The 17630-nt window shown below is 45.7% G+C and carries 25 protein-coding genes and 1 pseudogene; 9 read left to right on the forward strand and 17 right to left on the reverse strand.

Annotated features, from left to right (window positions below; translation table 11 throughout):
* Positions 1–38: 38 nt before the first annotated feature.
* On the reverse strand, positions 39–629 hold the full coding sequence (hxlB, locus tag DIU38_RS16635; RefSeq protein WP_112653288.1) for a 6-phospho-3-hexuloisomerase: 591 nt from the start codon (positions 627–629) through the stop codon (positions 39–41).
* 202 nt (positions 630–831) lie between these two features.
* On the opposite strand from hxlB, the gene DIU38_RS16640 reads away from it, so the two are divergent.
* The 7 genes from DIU38_RS16640 (at position 832) to DIU38_RS16670 (ending at position 4901) form a co-directional block, all read left to right on the forward strand.
* On the forward strand, positions 832–1695 hold the full coding sequence (locus tag DIU38_RS16640; protein ID WP_112653287.1) for an AraC family transcriptional regulator: 864 nt from the start codon (positions 832–834) through the stop codon (positions 1693–1695).
* 17 nt (positions 1696–1712) lie between these two features.
* Entirely contained in the window at positions 1713–2312 is a 600-nt protein-coding gene (locus tag DIU38_RS16645) for a Crp/Fnr family transcriptional regulator (protein ID WP_112653286.1), read from the forward strand.
* Positions 2313–2584: 272 nt separating this feature from the next.
* Positions 2585–2998: a PPC domain-containing DNA-binding protein gene (locus tag DIU38_RS16650; protein ID WP_167516207.1), complete on the forward strand. Its 414-nt coding sequence runs from the start codon at positions 2585–2587 to the stop codon at positions 2996–2998.
* A 28-nt stretch (positions 2999–3026) separates the two neighbouring features.
* Positions 3027–3911 carry an alpha/beta fold hydrolase gene (locus DIU38_RS16655; protein WP_112653284.1) on the forward strand — a complete coding sequence of 295 codons (885 nt, stop codon included), beginning with the start codon at positions 3027–3029 and terminating at the stop codon, positions 3909–3911.
* 29 nt (positions 3912–3940) lie between these two features.
* Positions 3941–4171 (forward strand): hypothetical protein, encoded by a 231-nt coding sequence (locus tag DIU38_RS16660; RefSeq protein WP_112653283.1) that lies wholly within the window; start codon positions 3941–3943, stop codon positions 4169–4171.
* Entirely contained in the window at positions 4168–4626 is a 459-nt protein-coding gene (locus tag DIU38_RS16665; RefSeq protein ID WP_112653282.1) for a DUF748 domain-containing protein, read from the forward strand. The genes DIU38_RS16660 and DIU38_RS16665 overlap by 4 nt, the downstream gene beginning before the upstream one ends.
* A 2-nt stretch (positions 4627–4628) precedes the next feature.
* Positions 4629–4901, forward strand: coding sequence for a hypothetical protein (locus DIU38_RS16670; protein WP_112653281.1), 273 nt, complete (start codon positions 4629–4631; stop codon positions 4899–4901).
* A 30-nt stretch (positions 4902–4931) separates the two neighbouring features.
* On the opposite strand, the gene DIU38_RS16675 is transcribed toward DIU38_RS16670, so the two are convergent.
* The 11 genes from DIU38_RS16675 to DIU38_RS34075 form a co-directional block, all read right to left on the reverse strand.
* Complete coding sequence (locus DIU38_RS16675) at positions 4932–5807, reverse strand: alpha/beta fold hydrolase (RefSeq protein ID WP_208057790.1); 876 nt, start codon at positions 5805–5807, stop codon at positions 4932–4934.
* Positions 5808–5988: 181 nt separating this feature from the next.
* Positions 5989–6489 carry a DUF4142 domain-containing protein gene (locus DIU38_RS16680; protein WP_167516208.1) on the reverse strand — a complete coding sequence of 167 codons (501 nt, stop codon included), beginning with the start codon at positions 6487–6489 and terminating at the stop codon, positions 5989–5991.
* Positions 6490–6499: 10 nt separating this feature from the next.
* The gene (locus tag DIU38_RS16685) at positions 6500–7501 is read right to left on the reverse strand and encodes an SDR family oxidoreductase (protein WP_112653279.1); all 1002 of its coding nucleotides are present in this window, start codon (positions 7499–7501) and stop codon (positions 6500–6502) included.
* Positions 7502–7530: 29 nt separating this feature from the next.
* Entirely contained in the window at positions 7531–7956 is a 426-nt protein-coding gene (locus DIU38_RS16690) for a DUF4142 domain-containing protein (protein WP_167516209.1), read from the reverse strand.
* Positions 7957–8097: 141 nt separating this feature from the next.
* Positions 8098–8898: an alpha/beta hydrolase gene (locus tag DIU38_RS16695; protein ID WP_112653277.1), complete on the reverse strand. Its 801-nt coding sequence runs from the start codon at positions 8896–8898 to the stop codon at positions 8098–8100.
* A 21-nt stretch (positions 8899–8919) separates the two neighbouring features.
* Positions 8920–10026, reverse strand: coding sequence for an NAD(P)-dependent alcohol dehydrogenase (locus DIU38_RS16700; protein ID WP_279574058.1), 1107 nt, complete (start codon positions 10024–10026; stop codon positions 8920–8922).
* A gap of 12 nt (positions 10027–10038) precedes the next feature.
* Positions 10039–10641 (reverse strand): SDR family NAD(P)-dependent oxidoreductase, encoded by a 603-nt coding sequence (locus DIU38_RS16705; RefSeq protein WP_243771209.1) that lies wholly within the window; start codon positions 10639–10641, stop codon positions 10039–10041.
* Positions 10596–10835 carry an SDR family NAD(P)-dependent oxidoreductase gene (locus DIU38_RS34065; RefSeq protein WP_243771210.1) on the reverse strand — a complete coding sequence of 80 codons (240 nt, stop codon included), beginning with the start codon at positions 10833–10835 and terminating at the stop codon, positions 10596–10598. Before DIU38_RS34065 ends, DIU38_RS16705 begins: the two co-directional genes overlap by 46 nt.
* 24 nt (positions 10836–10859) lie before the next feature.
* Entirely contained in the window at positions 10860–11705 is an 846-nt protein-coding gene (locus DIU38_RS16710) for an SDR family oxidoreductase (RefSeq protein ID WP_112653276.1), read from the reverse strand.
* A gap of 7 nt (positions 11706–11712) precedes the next feature.
* Positions 11713–12324, reverse strand: coding sequence for a zinc-binding dehydrogenase (locus DIU38_RS34070; protein ID WP_244311211.1), 612 nt, complete (start codon positions 12322–12324; stop codon positions 11713–11715).
* A gap of 32 nt (positions 12325–12356) precedes the next feature.
* Positions 12357–12920, reverse strand: coding sequence for an alcohol dehydrogenase catalytic domain-containing protein (locus DIU38_RS34075; RefSeq protein ID WP_244311212.1), 564 nt, complete (start codon positions 12918–12920; stop codon positions 12357–12359).
* A 104-nt stretch (positions 12921–13024) separates the two neighbouring features.
* Between DIU38_RS34075 and DIU38_RS16720 the strand changes: the two genes are divergently transcribed.
* Positions 13025–13516, forward strand: a complete 492-nt coding sequence (locus tag DIU38_RS16720) for a DUF421 domain-containing protein (RefSeq protein WP_112653274.1) — start codon at positions 13025–13027, stop codon at positions 13514–13516.
* A gap of 50 nt (positions 13517–13566) precedes the next feature.
* Here the strand turns inward: DIU38_RS16720 and DIU38_RS33125 are convergent, their stop codons facing one another.
* From DIU38_RS33125 to DIU38_RS16730, 3 genes are read right to left on the reverse strand one after another with little or no spacing between them, the layout of a single operon-like run.
* Positions 13567–13743 (reverse strand): hypothetical protein, encoded by a 177-nt coding sequence (locus tag DIU38_RS33125; RefSeq protein ID WP_167516210.1) that lies wholly within the window; start codon positions 13741–13743, stop codon positions 13567–13569.
* Positions 13727–14128 (reverse strand): sensor histidine kinase, encoded by a 402-nt coding sequence (locus DIU38_RS16725; RefSeq protein WP_146750456.1) that lies wholly within the window; start codon positions 14126–14128, stop codon positions 13727–13729. The genes DIU38_RS33125 and DIU38_RS16725 overlap by 17 nt, the downstream gene beginning before the upstream one ends.
* Before the next feature lie 17 nt (positions 14129–14145).
* Positions 14146–16125, reverse strand: coding sequence for a PAS domain-containing protein (locus tag DIU38_RS16730; protein WP_112653272.1), 1980 nt, complete (start codon positions 16123–16125; stop codon positions 14146–14148).
* 135 nt (positions 16126–16260) lie between these two features.
* Between DIU38_RS16730 and DIU38_RS16735 the strand changes: the two are divergent.
* A pseudogene (locus DIU38_RS16735) lies at positions 16261–16709 on the forward strand (IS66 family transposase); the annotation flags it as partial.
* Positions 16710–16948: 239 nt separating this feature from the next.
* Here DIU38_RS16735 and tnpB read toward each other — a convergent pair.
* The gene (gene tnpB / locus DIU38_RS16740; protein ID WP_167516206.1) at positions 16949–17233 is read right to left on the reverse strand and encodes an IS66 family insertion sequence element accessory protein TnpB; all 285 of its coding nucleotides are present in this window, start codon (positions 17231–17233) and stop codon (positions 16949–16951) included.
* Positions 17234–17395: 162 nt separating this feature from the next.
* A complete protein-coding gene (gene tnpA, locus DIU38_RS34080) occupies positions 17396–17572 on the reverse strand; it encodes an IS66 family insertion sequence element accessory protein TnpA (protein ID WP_244311213.1) in 177 nt (58 codons plus the stop codon).
* Positions 17573–17630: the final 58 nt, after the last annotated feature.

Genomic DNA, 17630 nt, shown 5'->3' on the forward strand with positions numbered 1-17630 from the left:
TTTGTTATTATTAATTTATGATAATTGATTATTCTTAATTACTCGATGTTTGCATGACGTTTCCAAAGCTCTTCGGCGGGTGATCCGTCAAGTTTCCATAACTCCATGAATACCGCATCGCCAACTAAAAGGACTGACTGTTCAAAAAGGCTGCCGGCATATTGCGTTGATTTGGCCTCGTTGTGGTCTTCTTTTTCTGCCGCGGGGATCAGAATGTGTACATCTGCAATTTCGGCCAGTGTTGAGGATGCATTAGTGGTCATTGTGATAACACGTGCACCAACCTGTTTAGCCTTTTCGGCTGCTTTCACAATCGTGCCGGTCGTTCCCGATCCTGATGCAGCCCACAACAGATCCCCTGATTTAATCGCCGGGGTGGTCGTTTCGCCGACGAAGAAAACTTTCAGTCCCAGGTGCATTAGGCGCATCGTTACTGAACGCATTGCAAAGCCGGAACGGCCGGAAGCAATCAGGAAAATAGCAGATGCTTCGTATATATTTTTAATCAGTTCTCCGAAATTGCTATAGTCGATTTTCTCTGCCAAGACAGTGTTCTCCTGTAATACCTGAATCAGGTTTGCTTTTATGGCAGTGGCGGTTTCTTGTATATATTGATTAGTTAATTCCATTTCAAAGCGTTTAATTCTCCGGCAAAAGTATCGCCTCAATCAGTGCAAACGGTTATACAAACAGCCCCATTGGGTGGACTATCTGGAAATAAAATCAGCTAAAAGTCATAAATACAATAATACAAACCGGTCATTTCCGAATAGTCCACCATAATTATCTAATCATCCACCAGCCTAATGCTGAAGTAACTACCTTTACCTAATGACAAATAACACGAAAGACAATCGGCTGGAAAGTGCGATGATCTACATAAGGAATTTGAATAACTGCCCGCCCAGTTATTTGAATGATCCGGGAAGGAAAGACTTCTTTGAAATCGTATGGTTGAAAAATGAAGATCCGCTGCATGCTTTAAAAGAAACAGATTTCGAGGCTAAAGGGAACTGGATCTATCTGATCCCGCCCTACCGCGTACACCAGTTAAATAAAGCCGGTAAAAACGGAGAATTGATCTCCTTTAAAAGAGAGATCCTGGAAGAAGAAGACAAGGAATTTTTGCTGGATATTTTCAAGATATTTAATGTGCAGGGCGAGTTTTCCTGTCTGCGTTTGGATAAGGCTGCGGCAGATGATCTTAGCGGTGTTTACAATCTATTGATCAACGAATACCAGAAGTCATCTGAAGACCTGATGATCTTAAAGACGTTGCTGAAAGTATTTCTGTTAAAGCTAATTAAAGTTAAAGAGGAGGAGTTCACCACGCACGATATTCACCAGAAAAGGGTTTACGAGTTTTTGATGCTGCTGGAAGGGAACTATCTGCAGGTTCGAAATATTGACTTCTATGCGGGCAAGCTGGACATAAGTTCAAAACGGCTAAATCAAATTTTGAAAGACAAACTTGGAAAAACCGGTACGCAGATCATTCATGACAGGATCATCCTGGAATCCAAGCGGCTGATCATACACAGTGAACACACCATTAAAGAAATTGCCTTTGAACTCGGGTTTTCCGATCGGCCTTATTTCAGCCGTTTCTTTAAAAAGCAGACAGCACAAACGCCTGACGAATTTCAGAAACAAGCTCAAAATCATTTGAAATTAAAATCCAATACGTTAATTTAACGCTTAACATAGCTGTTATGGATATTGAAAATTTATCAGTTGCCGCATTATTGAAGTTCTTTGAACAATATTTCCCGCTTAATCTTGCGGAACGCAAAGAGGTTGCAGTCAGGTTTACCGAACGTAGTGTTAAACGGCGCGGTTATATCTTACAGCAAGGTGATGTAGCTAAATATTTTACTTTTGTGGTGTCAGGTTGTTTCAGGCAATACGTGGTCGATGAGACCGGGAAGGAATATAATTTACAATTTGCGGTTGAGAATGAATGGATCACTGATCTATGCAGTTTTTATTCAGAAACAGCAAGTAACACATACATTGAGGCTCTTGAACCATCGGTGATTTTGCAAATCAAACATGACGACTTACTCTTTTTATATACGCATTACCATAAATTCGACCGCAATTTTCGGATCATTGTAGAGAAAAAATACATTGATCTCCAAAACCGTGTCATGCAGAACATTAGCATAACTGCGGAGAACAGGTACACGAATTTTATGGCCCGTTATCCAAATTTGGCAAACCGCTTACCTAATGTCCATATTGCAACCTACCTTGGAATAACGCCTGAATTCCTGAGCAAGGTTCGAAAGAAAATGGTGCGCCCGGCCTGAATCTTAAACTTGTTTAAGATTATTTCTTAACAAAGGTTATTGGCCAGAAACCGATAGTCTTCCCACCTTTGCATCGTTAAAACATAAAGACGATGAACGGATTAGAATTTATAATAGGATCAAAAAAAATCACAAGGCTGGCTTTAGCGTTGATACTTATTTTATGTGGAAGTATTGCGGCGAGTGCGCAGGAATATGTGTCATTGACAAACCCTGCGAAACTTGGCAGAGCTCCAGGTGCGAAGGTTAAGCTGTTAAGTACAAACGGGAAAATGAAATCCTACCTTTTGGTGCTGGCAACGGGTGATGAAGTAACATCGGGCATTGCCGAATTTGCGCAGCAATATCAGGTGAAAAACGCCCATTATACCGCATTCGGTGACGCTACCTCGGCCAAATTTGGCTGGTATGATAAAGATCGCAAAATGTTCAAACTTTCGGATATTAATGAACCATCCGAAGTAACTGGATTGGTAGGCGATATATCACTTTATAACGGCAAATCTTTTGCCCATACACATGGCAGTGTTGCTACCAGTGACGGCATTTGTCACGGTGGACACTTGCTGGAACTGATCGTTGGTCCAACCTTCGAATTCTATATTACTGTTGAACCGACCGCAGTTTATAAAAAGATCAGCCCGGAATTTAACGCCCTGGTTGTAGATCCTGATCTGGAAAAATAATTATTAGCATCCCAAACAACAAATTAAAATGAAGTTAATAAATAAAAGACCAGGCTTTTTGCTGGTTGTCCTATCACTGATATTTTCATTGGGCGTCGATGCCCAGGACCTGAAGCACCTGAGAAGCTTTATGCAGGCTGCTCCGACACCGCCTGATGCTATTCCTTATGGCAATAATCCCAAAGCAGGGCACTATCTGAACACCGGAGATGCACGGATTTATTATGAAGTGTATGGTAAGGGCAAACCCTTTGTTATTTTGCATGGCGGAGTTTTTGGTTCGACTTATGAAATGGGAAGATTCATTGACAGTCTTTCTAAAAACTATCAGGTGATCGCTATCTCCACCCGCGGCCATGGAAAATCAGAAATGGGAAGTACAGCACCTACCTATGAGCAGAAGGCCAATGATGTGAATGCCATTCTAAACACCGTAACAAAAGACAGTGCGATTGTTTTAGGATTTAGCGACGGGGGTTACACCGGCTATTATCTTGCAGGCCTATATCCCAATAAAGTGAAAAAGCTGATTACCATAGGCGCAGGTGAATGGTTAAAGGGATCGCGATCATTTAATATTACACGTAAAGATGCTTTTGGGCTGGATAGTTTGTACTGGAAACAACAGATGGCCTTAAATCCGCATCCGGAAAAATTTGAGGAGTGGTTGGTTTCGATCAATCAATATTACAATACGGTCAATATCAGTAAAGAAGTATTTGGAAAAGTACATTGCCCTGTGCTGCTGATGGCCGGTGAGCTTGATCAGAATGCAGCATTGAAAACGGTGATTGGAGCATATTACATGTTTCCGAAGGTGCAATTGGCTATTATACCGAATGCCCCGCATCCGGCATTTCAGGTAAATTTTCCGGCAGTATGGGCTGCTATTGTTCCTTTTCTGCAGCAATAAGTGAATTAGCAATATTTATTTAAATTGATATGAGCACAACAAATGAAAAATTAGCCGCGGAGCAAGTGTTACATGGCTATGCAGAAGTATTGAACAAGGCCGACATCGCATTGATTTCATCCTTTTACGCTTTTGACGGTTTATTTATGCCTGACGGTTTCAAGACGTTATCAAAAAAAGATCTGGATGCGGTAAGCGGCAAATTTTTGAAAGACGGAAATTTTAAGATCAACTACGACATCAATAATGTTAACGTATGAGTAAAGAACCATCTAAAGATAGCTGGACTAAAGCCTTGAAAGCGTTAATGCCGATGACCATTAACCGGCTGCAAGTGAATAAAGGTAAATTTGCCTATTTAGATCTTAGTAAAAAGCCTATAACTAATTTACATATCGACGATATGCAGCTTACGGCGCTTAACCTGGCTAACGTGCAGAAAACCAATAAAGCGCTTCCGTCACATGTTTCCCTTACCGGCACATCAATTGGCGGCGGACAGCTCAAATCAGATATGGATGTAAATGTACTTAAAGAAATTCCCGACCTGGATTTAGGTATGGCTCTAAAAGGCTCTAACCTTTTAAGCCTGAATGCTTTTTTTGAAGGTAACGCTAAAATTGACGTGGAACGCGGCAATATCGATATCTTCAGCAAGTTTACCCTGAAAGACGGCGAGATGAATGGTACGTTAAGCCCTTTATCAGTAACCTAAAAGTGCTGGATGTTGAAAAAGACATTAAGAAAAAAGGCGGGGTGTTAAGGGTGATCAAAAAAGCGGTGGTGGGTTTATTTGCCAAAGCAGTAACCAACCCCAAAACCAAGAAGATTGCCACGGTGATACCTATTCATGGAAATATCAAAGACCCTAAAACAAGTGGCTGGGCTACTTTTGTGAACGTTCTTAAAAACGCGTTCATCCACGCCTTTCACGAAAGCCTAAGCAGTGAACTCAAAGCAAAACAATCAGCCAATAGCGATGAAAAATAACAATATACAACTGTGATCTATCCTTTCAGTTCAGTCATTTGTTAAAAATTCAAGAAGTATTCCCGCGAGTTTTTCAGGCGCTTCGCGGGAAGGGAAATGACCCACGCCCGGCAAAGTGATACGCTGATATGGCCCGGTAAACTTTTCCTTTACCTTTTCACCGGCCGAAAGTGTCGTAACGCCATCTGCTTCACCCTGGATATACAACGCGGGGAGTGACAGGGTTTTGGTAGCCTTCACCTTTTCTTCCAGCTCCTGACTACTTGGATCAAGCTCATCCTCACCCCAGCGGGAACGATAGGAATGCAGGGTCACATCTGCAAAGTCCGGGTTCTGCCAACTTTGGCTCACCCGCTCAAAAATGCTTTCATTGAACCAACCCTCCGGCGACCAGGTCTCCCACATGATGCGGGCAAACCCAATCGGATATTTCTTCACTGCTTCCACGCCACGCGCGGTACACTGGAACCACTGGTACCAATATAGGCGCACTGTAGAAAAAGGTGGTGTTTGGAGTCCCCCTAACAGTGATGGTGTAGATACCTGGGCTATTTTTTTTACCCGTTCCGGCCAGCCTACCACTAGTGTTTCAGCAACGGTAGAACCCCAGTCATGGCCAATAACTAAAAACTGTTCAATGCCCAGGGCATCCAGCATGGCAATCATATCCAGGGCTAGCCTTGCCGCATTACCTGTCCTGGGTGTTTTTTCATCAAGAAAACGCGTTTGACCGAAACCCCGATAAAAAGGCGCGATAGTGCGGTAGCCGGTTAAGGTTATGTCATTCCATGTTGTTGCATCGTCCGGCCAGCCATGTAGTAATAATACCACTTGCTCGCCGGCTTTGCCTGCCTCTAAATAAGCAATTTCCAGCAGGTCTGTTTTGATGTTTTTCAGTCCGCCCATTTCATTACTGTTATTTGTTAAGTCTCTTTTCTATTGCGCTATGCTAATTAGAGCAAGTGGATTTTTGGCGGCTTCTACTTTTGCGGAACTGGTACCGGTCTTTTTTAGCTTCGTAATTCAGTTCTTATGGCTGTTCCGATACGGAATGGCGCTCCACTTTGCTTCCCTTGCTCATGCTGAGTTATTTTAATTGTTTTTCAATGGTTTTAATATGTTCCAGGTGCATTTTTAAAGTCGGCAGCATTTGCTGTGCCCAGGCGCGCACCGCCGGATCTTTACCGGTGGTTGCATAATTTTCAAACATTTGCACCGTATTACCATGACCTGCAGACATCGCGTGAACATAGGCCGAATCAAAGTTTGTAGCACCTGCCAGCAATAGATCGGGTTTAATGCCGCCGGTAGCTGTGGGTGGAAGATTGATGCCACGGCTTTTTGCTAAGGCAAGCAAAGCTTGCTCAGCCTGCCCGTGATCTTTGATCATCATTTGCGCAAAGCCCTTAACTTCAGGGTGTTTGGTTTTTTGTAACGCTTGTTGGCCCGCACTAATTTCCTGCAGGTTTTTGATACTGGCTACTATCAGGAAATGTTTGGCCGTTGTATCCGGATCGGGCTGCGGAATCTGTGCCTTGGCGGCCAGGCCGCCCAGACAAAATATCATCATTAAAATTATATTTTTCATAACGCTCGTATTAAGGCATTCCCACCCCACCCGATGAACCATAAATTTGCCCAGTGGCAAAGCTGGCATCGGCCGCGGCTAATTGTACATAAATAGAAGCAAGCTCGGCGGGCTGCCCTGGTCGGCCTAACATAGTCCAACTGCCAAACATTTGCTGTTTTTCGGGTTGGGCGCCACCGCTTATCTGTAATGCCGTCCATATAGGGCCGGGCGCCACGCCGTTAACGCGGATGCCTTTCGGGCCTAATTGCTTAGCCAGCGATTTGACATAGTTCATAGTAGCGGCCTTGGTTTGCGCATAAGCATACAGATCCGGTGATGGGTCGTAAGCCTGCTCCGAGGTCGTTCCGATGATCGCCGAACCTGCCGGTAAATGCGGCAGCGCCGCTTTGATGATCCAGAAAGGTGCGTAAATATTGGTTTTCATTGTGGCATCAAATTCTTCCGTGGTTACATCGGCAATGGAATTTATAGATTGCTGACGGCCGGCATTATTAACTATAATATCCAGCCCACCTAAACCGTCAACCGCTTTTTGAACTAAAGCTTTACAGAAATCTTCGCTGCGCAGATCGCCGGGTATGGCAATGGCTTTTCGCCCTTCCTTTTTTATCAGCGCTATAACTTCTTTGGCATCCTCTTCTTCCGTAGGGTAATAATTGATCGCCACATCCGCGCCTTCACGGGCGTAAGCGATGGCAGCTGCACGGCCCATGCCTGAGTCGCCGCCTGTAATGAGCGCTTTGCGCCCCATCAGCCTACCCGATCCCTTGTAACTGGTTTCGCCGCAATCGGGCACCGGGTCCATTTTGCTTTGTAGGCCTGGCCAGGGTTGTGGCTGGCTTTTGAACGGTGGTTTCGGGTGTATTTTAGTAGGGTCGCTAATCTTAGCCGGCCCATCTGCGGCTGTCGGTACGCCGGAAGCGAATGCAGGTGATACTGCGGCCGCGGCCAGTGTGGCGCCTAACCCGGCGACCACTTGCCGCCGGGTTATTTTATCATTCTCGTTCATAAGTTTTAGTCTTTAAGCTCCAAGTTCTTTTAAAATACGGCTGGTGATGGCCACGTGCTCTTTAAAAACGGCCAGCGATAAAGTGGCCAGGTGCCTGCCCTGATTTTCGGCCGCGCCGGCCAGTTTTCCTTTACTGATATAATTTTGAGCCAAAAATCACGTAGAAATTCGTGGTTCTCCAACTGGACTTTAATATATACCTTGTCAAACTCAAGGCCGGCCGGTGTCGATTTTATCTTTTCTAACGTGGCTTTTGCCTTGGCATCCATAGGCGGTACCGACGTCCCTAAGTCTTTCAGTACACCGATTACGGCAATCGCTTCGCCCAATTCGAAGCCGGCAAACTCTTTTACATTTTTATTGGTCGCTTTACTTACCGCAATTTGGCTGGTAGCTAACGATAGTTCGGCGGGGCCTATTACGCCCATTCGAAATTCTTTTTCGTTGGCCGCCATTGGGTCACTAGCTAGCGTTTCCGCGCCTGCAGTAAAAGATTTAAACATACCCCCTGCTAATGTTAAGCCTGCGCTTAATGCCACGGATTTTTTTAAAAATCACGGCGTTCGATAGTGTTGTTTTCCATTATGTTTTATTTTTTATAAAGTGGTCGATGTGGTTTTATACTGATGTTCTTCATGTTCCGTCAGCCATTCGTTAATGTAGCTGGCCACCTCTTCCCAGCCGGCCTGTCCGCAGATCCAGTGACTACGGTTAGGGAAGGCTTTAAAGCCAGTGATGCTTACTTCATCGGTATAGGCATTCGCATTTTTCTCATTCAGATCATAAGGGATGATCTCATCTTCTTCGCCGCCGATAAATAATAAAGGTGAGTGCGGCAGTTCCAAATCGATCTGCCCGGCTTCGCCCATACAGTCGCGGAGTACGTTCCGGCTGTCATGCGTAGCAGTTCGATTATAAGCTTCATCGGTTTCTTCCATGGTCATTGTATTACAGAAAGAGCCGTGGAAACTTTCCAGATCCATCATAAAAGGCTCGTTACCTTTAAAAGGATTAGCTATCAGTGCGCTGTTTTTCATAAAGCCCCAATCGAAGGCCAGCATCGCATTAGGCGCAACTGAATCTATCGGTACACCCATTTCCACAATACCTTTTTGAGTTAGTAACTGCACAATAAGCCCGCCAACAGAGTGGCCAATAACGATCGGCTTTTCAGGCAATGCGATTATAACCCGCTCCATTTCGTCAACAATGGTTTGCAGTTCCAGATCGCCGAGACCGGCGGGTGGGTTGTTACGCAGATCAATTGGATTGCCCTCATGCAGCGGCCAGGCTGGCGCGATGCATTCATATCCTTTGTCATTAAAATAAGCAATCCATTTTTCCCAGCTCACCGGGTTTTGGAACATGCCGTGGATAAATACGATGGTCTTTTTCATGGTGATGTTTTTATATTTTGATCATGCTTCGTTTTTAATAGAATTCATATCGATAACATAGCGGAAGCGGACGTCCTCGTCCTTGATTTTTTGGTAGGCATCGTTAATATTCTGGATATTGATCATTTCCACTTGCGGCAGGATATTATGCTTGGCGCAGAAATCCAACACTTCCTGGGTTTCGGCAATACCGCCTATCAGTGATCCACCCACGCTGCGCGCCTGGCTGGCCACATCCATGTTATTAAGCGGTTTATCATATGGGGCCAGTAAGCCAACGGTTACCAGGTTGCCCCGGCGATGAATAAGGTTGATATATGGGGTGATATCGAACGGATTGGGAATAGTTACCAATATGAAATTGAAGTAGCGTTCGTACTGTTTCATTTCGTTCTCGTTGTCTGATACGATAACGTGGTCAGCACCCAATTCTCCGGCTAAAGCTCTTTTTTCTTCTTTAGATGTAATAGCGGTAACCTCGGCACCCATAGCTTTGGCTATCATCACACCCATGTGGCCTAAGCCACCAATACCTACTATAGCCACTTTATCCCCGGCCTTTACACCCCAGTGGTTCAACGGCGAATAAGTGGTAACACCCGCGCAAAGGATAGGCGCGGCTTTGGTAATATCCAGGCCTTCCGGGATGCGTAAAACGAAATCCTCTTTAACCACCAGGTTATTAGAATAACCACCAAAGGTGTTATAATCAGTTCCGTCGGCTACAAAATAGCCGTTATAGGTCATAGTTGGTCCGTGTGGGTGTTCGCAAAATTGTTCTTCGCCTTCGTAGCAGGCCGAGCAGCTTTTACAGCTATCTATCATACAGCCTACACCTACAATATCTCCAATCTTAAATTTGGTGACCGCCTCGCCGGCATAAGTTACCCGGCCGATCACCTCGTGGCCTGGTACACACGGATAGATCGTATTTTTCCAATCGTTCTCCACCTGGTGTACATCCGAGTGGCAAACACCGCAATAAAGTGTTTCTATTAAAACCTCGTTAACCTGCGGCGGCGTGCGCTCAAAGTCCATTGGTTTAAGGGTTTCCCCACCAATTAATGACCCGGACGCGCCATAGCCCTTGGTGGCGATATTTTCCAGCATTGCTGTTGTATTTTTCATAGATACCTGATGTTATTGTTTGTTTTGTTGTTGTTCCTGTTCAAACTGCTGCTGCTCATACAGCGTATGCGCAACCGAACTATCAGGCATTAGGTTGGCCATATTTACCTGCACCGTGTTTTTAAAACCTGATATTACCCGGTCATCTCCGGCCATTAAAGATTCATAACCATCTTTGGCCACGTCAGCCGGGTCGGCCATCGCCTCTTTATCCTGCACGGCTTTACTGTCGTTCATGCCGGCTTTGTTAAAGAAATCCGTATCGGTAACCCCCGGCATTAATGCTGTCAGGGTCACACCCGAATCTTTCAGCTCTTCGCGGATAGCGGTAGTGAACGATAGCACAAAAGCTTTAGTGGCATGATAAACCGCCTGCCATGGGCCAGGCAATTTGCCTGCTACTAGATTTAAGATTTTACCCTCGCCACTGGCAGCCATTTGCTGCACAAAATGCTTGGTCAGGATAACGGTGGCGCAGATGTTTAAGTGGATGATGCCTAACTCGCGTTCCAGTTCATTGTCTTTAAATAGACCATATACACCCATGCCGGCATCGTTTACCAATACGTCTACTTGTTGAGTAACTTCATTGCATAAAGCTTTGGCCTGTTCCATATCGGAAAGTCTTTAGCGATTGTCGTTACCTGGATGCCATAAGCACGAAGTTCATTGGCTGTAATGTCCAGTTCGGCCTGGTTGCGGGCAACAATGATTAAATTGTATTTATCGTTAGCGAATAGTTTCGCCAGTTCTTTGCCGATCCCGCTGGTTCCGCCGGTGATCAAAGCTGTTTTTTGTTGATTTTCCATAGGTATTATATTGATGTTTTTAATTTATCCGTTAACGACTTCCCCGCCATTTACATGAATGACCTGCCCGGTAATAAAGGAGGCATCATCCGAGGCCAGGAAAACGTAAGCCGGGGCCAGTTCCGATGGCTGTCCGGCTCGTTTCATAGCGGTTTCGCTGCCGAAGCTTTTTATTTTTTCTTCGTCAAAGGTGGAAACGATGAGCGGTGTCCAGACCGGTCCGGGCGCGACGGCATTGACCCTGATCTTTTTCTCCGTTAAATTGGTAGCCAGCGACCGGGTAAAACTGGTAATGGCACCCTTGGTGGAAGAGTAATCGATCAGGTTAGGCGAGGAGCGATAAGCGGTAACTGAAGTTGTATTGATGATGCAATCGCCCTCGTTAAGATATTCCAACGCCTCATTCGCAAAGTGGAAATAGGCGAAGATGTTGGTGCGAAAAGTATCTTCCAGTTGCTTTTCATCGATCGCCTTCGGGTTTTTCTGGGGAACCTGAATACCGGCATTGTTAACGAGGATATTGAGTTTGCCCAGTTTGTTGACCGTTTGTTCAACCGCTTTCTTGCAAAAGGCAGCTTTTTTAACATCGCCTTTTAAAAGCAGGCATTTGCGCCCTTCGGCCTCGATAAATCGTTTGGTTTCTTTTGCATCTATATCCTCGTCAAAGTAAACAATGGCGATATCCGCACCTTCGCGGGCGAAATGCACACTGACGGCACGGCCGATACCGGAATCACCGCCGGTCACCAGGGCGACTTTATCCAGCAGTTTATTTGCGTCGGTATAGGTGGACTTGATATACTCCGGTGCGGGGTCCATTTTCCCCTCGATACCCGGCTGCCTGTTTTGTTTCTTTGGTACCTGTTTCATGGCCTGTTTAATTTTCGATCTTAACCGGTTCTTTGTTTTCCGTTTCTTTACGCTGCTCCCAAGGTTTTAATACCACTTTTACGCAGTCTTCTTCTTTTTTATTAAAGATCTCATAGCCATGGGTAACCTCACTTAATGGCAGGGTGTGGGTAATGATATCATCTAATACCACTTTTTCTGTTTTCACCAGTTCGATCAGGTGATCGATATAATTTAACACGGGTGCCTGGCCCATTTTTAGAGTGATGCCCTTATCAAATACGCGGTGTAACGGGAAGTTGTCGTAAGTAGAGCCGTAAACGCCCATAATGGATACGGTACCCATGCGGCGCACGGCTTTAAAGGCCATATCCAACACCTTCATACTACCCACCTCAAAATTGAATAAGGCTTTAGCTTTATCCAGCAGGTCGCGCTCTGGTTCAAAACCAACCGCGTCCACGCAAACATCCGCGCCGCGGCCGCCAGTCATTTCCCGGATAGCTTCCACCACATCCACTTCATGTGGATTCAAAGTATCTACTTTATTCACCGCTTTAGCTTTCTCTAAACGATAGTTTAAGGGGTCTATAGCGATTACCCTGCTGGCACCATTTAGCCAGGCCGCTTTTTGTGCCATCAGGCCGACTGGCCCCGAACCGAAGATGGCAACTACTTCTCCGCCTTCAATTGCGCCCAGTCAATAGCCGACCAGCCAGTTGGGAAAATATCGGTCAGGAATAATACCTGCTCATCGCTCATGTTATCAGGCACAACTCTTGGGCTGATGTCGGCGTAGGGCACACGCACGTATTCTGCCTGCCCGCCCGAGTAACCGCCATAGAGGTCGGTATAACCAAACAGGGCAGCTCCTTTTTGGTCAGCCATATCGCCGTTAGGCCCATAATGTTTGTAATTAGAGTTTTCGCACGCAGGTGATGCATCATGTTGGCAAAAGAAGCAATGCCCGCAGGAAATGGGGAACGGCACCACCACCCGGTCGCCTTTTTTGAGATTTTTAACGCCTTTGCCTACTTCCTCTACAATACCCATAAATTCATGGCCCATCACCATGGGTTTTGGCTGCGGCACACCGCCACTTAGAATATGCAGGTCGGAACCGCAGATAGCGGTGGAGGTAACTTTTAAGATAACGTCTGTATCCTGTTCGATACGCGGATCTTCAACGGTGTCGTAACGAATGTCGCCGGGTTTGTGAAATACTGCTGCTTTCATAAGTATTTAATTATTGATGTCTATACTTAACATGAAAGAAAATTTATTGTTTAAGAATATCTTAAATTTTCAAACACAGAACCACAACTTTTTGTAGTCAAAGAATGGAAACATTTATGAAGCTTTTTGGTGAGGGCGAGCACCTCAACGGACTGCAAATGAGTAGCCGGGGTATTCTGATGTTTGTGATCGCTTTAATCCTGATCCGTATTTCGGGCCGGCGCTCTTTTGGTATACGGACGCCGTTGGACAACATCATCGTTATTTCACTGGGTGCCATCATGAGCCGGGCTGTGGTTGGCGCCTCGCCCTATGTACCGGTAATGGTTTGTTGTTTAGTGATCGTGCTGCTGCACAGGCTGGTAGGTTGGCTCGTCGCCAATAATAAAACTTTTGCCCGCCTGGTAGAAGGACAAAAGATCGTGCTCTTCGAGGACGGCCGTTTTGTAGAAGCAAATCGAAAAAAAGCGCTGGTCTGCCAGGAAGATATTTTGCAGGGTGTCCGTAAATCCGCGCTGACCGAAGATCTGACCAAAATCGATAAAGTTTATATCGAACGTAACGGTGAGATCAGTACCATCAAAAAAAATCAGTAGCTCACTGTTTTCACGGTTAATCCCCCCTTCCATACTGATAATAGCAAATGCTATTTTTTGCGCTTGGCTTTTTTCAGTTCCCGTTCTTTATTACGGGCTTCTTTTTCGGCCAATAATCGCTCTTTAACCAGTTCATCTACTGCGATGCTTGAAGGACGTTCCGCAATGGCTTGTTCAAAATCCTCGAAGGACAGGCTTTCACTTACATAATTATTTTTCTTTTTCATATAAAGGTAAACTGAAATAAAAGGTCGAGCCGTGGCCGCTTTCGCTTTTCACCCAGATCTCGCCCTCGTGGCGGTGAACGATCTCGGCGCTTAAATACAAGCCGATACCAAAACCGGAAATATGCTGCGTATTACTGCTTTCTACCCGGTAATAGCGGTCAAACACTTTGTCCTGGTCGGCCGGTTTTAGGCCGATCCCTTTATCCTTAACGCTGACCTGCGCCCAATGATCCACGACCTCACATTTGATCTCCACGTCTTTTCCCTTAGGAGAATATTTAACGGCGTTACTGATCAGGTTAGTGATCACGGAACCGATTTTGTCTTGGTCGGCGCTCACCATAACGTGATCGCATAAATCAAATTTAATGATATGGCTGGACATCGTTGCGGCGTTTTCTTTCACCACCTCATCGATGAGTTCATCCAGGTTAAATATTTTCTTGTCATTTGCAATTTAGCCGATTCCAGCCGCGAGACATTCAGGAAACTGTTGATCATATTGCTCATCCGCTTGACCTGCAAATTCGCCTTGTCCATCGCGCTGGCCAAAAAATTATCTTCATTGCTTTTGAGTTTGATATGAGCGAGTTGTACAATAGCGGTTAAAGAGGTCAATGGGGTCTTCAGTTCATGGCTGACCATGCCGATAAAGTCGTTTTTGCGCTGCTCATCCAAATGCTGCTCGGTAATGTCCATGACTACGCCGGTAAAGGCCGAGAAAGCGCCCGACGCGTCCGCTTTCAAGTTTCCGATGGCCCGGAGCCAGCGCAGCCGATTATCATGCAGGCCGATAACCGGGTAGGTGACATCGTAATCACCATTATGATAAATGGCTGTCTCTAGTTTATCCGTTACAAAGCCGCGGTATTCATCGGTGATCTGTGCCAAGGCACCTTCAATGGAAAGTTCTTCGTCGGGGTAATAACCAAACAGCTCTTTTAAACGGGTATCGGTTATAAATTCGCGGGTGACCGAATGAATGAACCAGGTACCGAAGTTAGCGGCCTCAATGGCCAAACGTAGCGTGGTCGCGCTTTCTTCTATTTGCTGGCGCGCCGCGGCCAATTCCCGGTTAACCATGGCCAGTTCATGATTCTTAGCCGTCAGTTCCTCATTGGAAGCCGCCAGTTCTTCATTGGTCGCCGCCATTTCCTCATTGATGGCCTGTAATTCTTCGGTCGTTTCGGCCAGCGCCTCTTCCATCTCCTTACGGTCGGAAACATCCCGGGTCGTGCCGGCTACGGCTGTGACTTCCCCCTGGGCATTTAACACCGGTACCAGGATATAATCGTAGACCCGTTTGCCTAAAACGGCATGCGGGAATGAAACTTCACCACGCACGGATTGTTTAGTCGCCCTGACCTGGTCGATCTCGCGTTCATGCATTTGCGCATGCCATTCCTCGTAGCCGTTTTCCCGTAAACCCTTGCCGATGGCGTTTTCCCAGGTCTTGCCCCACATATTCAGCAAGGCGCTGTTGACATAAGTAAATTTATAATCCAGGTCCCAGACATACATCAGATCGGGCGTACCCGAAGTAATAGTTTCATAAACCCTTTTTTGCTGATCCAGCTCTTGCTGTACCCGCATCATCCCGGTCACATCAAAGGCGATGACCAGTATGCCGTCTACTTTATCATTTTCATCCCGCCAGGGCTGGTAACTAAAACTAAAAAAACGGTCCGTGGCCGGCCCACCTTCATACTCGGCGATCGGTACCCGCAATTCGTTCATTTCAAAAGCTTCGCCCTCCCGATAAACCTTTAAAATGATCTCCTGCAAGGGGGTGCCTACCAGCTCAGGCAAGGCCTCAAAGATTGGCCGCCCCAACAACTTTCGTCCGGGCAAAAATTGCTGGTAGGCCGGGTTAACTAATTCATATCTCAGTTCCGATCCGCGCATGATACAGATTCCCGCGGGGGCCTGCATGAAAAAACCCTGGAGACGGTCACGCTCTTGTTTAAAGGCGAGTTTAGCCGCCACTTCTTTTTGACGTTCGGTTACCTGCTTGGTATTCTCCAAAACCCAGACGGCGACTTTGGTGACGTTGCCCGCCTCGTTTTTAATAGGCGCGTAAACAAAGGTGACAAAGATCATTTCTTCCTGCCCGTGCCGGATCAACATCAGTTCCACTTCATCGGCATAATAAGCCTCACCTGTTTTTACCGCCTCCGCTAATGCTGCTTCATAATAAGGCCGGGCCTCGACAAAAGCGTCCCAATAAAACTGCCTATAGATCGCCTCATAAGGCTTACCGGCTACTTCTAAAAATTTAGCATTGACGACCTCGGCCACCAGCGTTTCCCCGTTGAGCAGGCAAATGCCGATAGGCGCGTTCAGTATCGTTTTCTGTAGGTCTTCTCCGTCAGTTAAAAGCATAGTAAGGGCAGAGAGGGCAATCAGCAACCAAATTAACCAAAAAAGGCCGGATTTGTTTATAATACTTACTAGCGGAGTGATCCACCAGGGTTAATTTATTTTACTCTTTAGCTTTTCAAATTTTCTTTGGCCTCGCGTGCATCCCTGGCGGGTGATCCTAACCAAACGCTACTACCCTTTGAAGCCGATGCAATAGCTGTAGCCCAGCAACAGGAATCAATCAAAGAAAAGATTGAATACATACGCAAACGGCCAAACCACCATGGACGTGCAAAACTGCCCGAACATTTACCTGTTGAAGAAATCGAAATACACCCTGAAGGTGACCTTTCAGCTATGGTGTGTATCGGCAAGGAAGTTACCGAAGAATTGGAATGCGAGCCCGCACGATTCTTTATCAAAAGGTACATCCGCTATAAATATGCCGCTAAAAACGGTGAAGGCGTAAAGATCGCCGAGCTTCCAGAGCGAGTAATTGACAAAGGTATTCCCGGAGCTGGTCTGTTAGCTTCCATACTGGTGGATAAGTACGTTGACCACCTTCCCTTATACCGACAAAACAACGCTTTGCAAGGGAAAATATACAGCGCTTCAAAACGCTCACGTTTCTGTCCGAACTGCATGCGCTTGAACATTTCGACCTGTGATTTCAAATAATCCCGTTCCTGCACCAGCGAACTGTTCAGAGAAGTTAGCGAATCTATTTTTTCATCGCGACTGGAAATAACCTTTAAAAGGTCCTCTTTCGATAGATTTTCCAGTGCCGTTTCCATACGCTAAAAATACAGATTTACCAGCGATTTAACAAGAGAAAAGCCTGTTTTTACACTAATGAATAACGTTTTTTCTGAATACTCTTTACAACATGAATACCCTCTACCATCAGTACCAGATAGCTCCATGACATTTCATTTCCTCCGTCTTTTGGACTAAGAAAAGTGCCCTGTTCCAGCCGTTTGTAATAGAGAACAAAACCGCCACTTTCCCAATGTAGTAGTTTGATGTGTGTACGACTGCGGTTCAAAAAGACGAACACTTCGCAACTGGTGGGACTGCGCTGCAGGCCGGAGCTGACTAATCCGCACAGCCCATCAAAACTTTTACGCATATCACAATGCCCCGAATAAAGATAAAAACGATGCGAAGATCCTAGTGAGAACATCTTAATACAGACGGATCAACTGAGCTAAAAGCGGCAGGTCGACATTAACTTTTAGTTTTACTCCGTTTGGGTAAAAAACTTCTATCTCCCTGATACCAGAATGCCTCTCTATCGGGATAAATCCCCGGGAGTATCTTCTTTTCCATTGATCCGGGAATACCAATAATAAAACCTGGCGTCATTGATGCCTTTTTCCAGGCAATATTCTTTCTTTGACTTGCCACTAGATTGCCAATCTTCGATCATGGCTCTCATCGCACTGCGCTTTTCTTTAGAATTATTCATGCTGCCAAAGCTAAACCCAGAAAATTAGCTAATCAAGATGTACTTGGTAGGGCGGATA

The organism is Mucilaginibacter metallidurans, from assembly GCF_003286435.2.
GTDB classification, from domain to species: Bacteria; Bacteroidota; Bacteroidia; order Sphingobacteriales; family Sphingobacteriaceae; genus Mucilaginibacter; species Mucilaginibacter gossypii.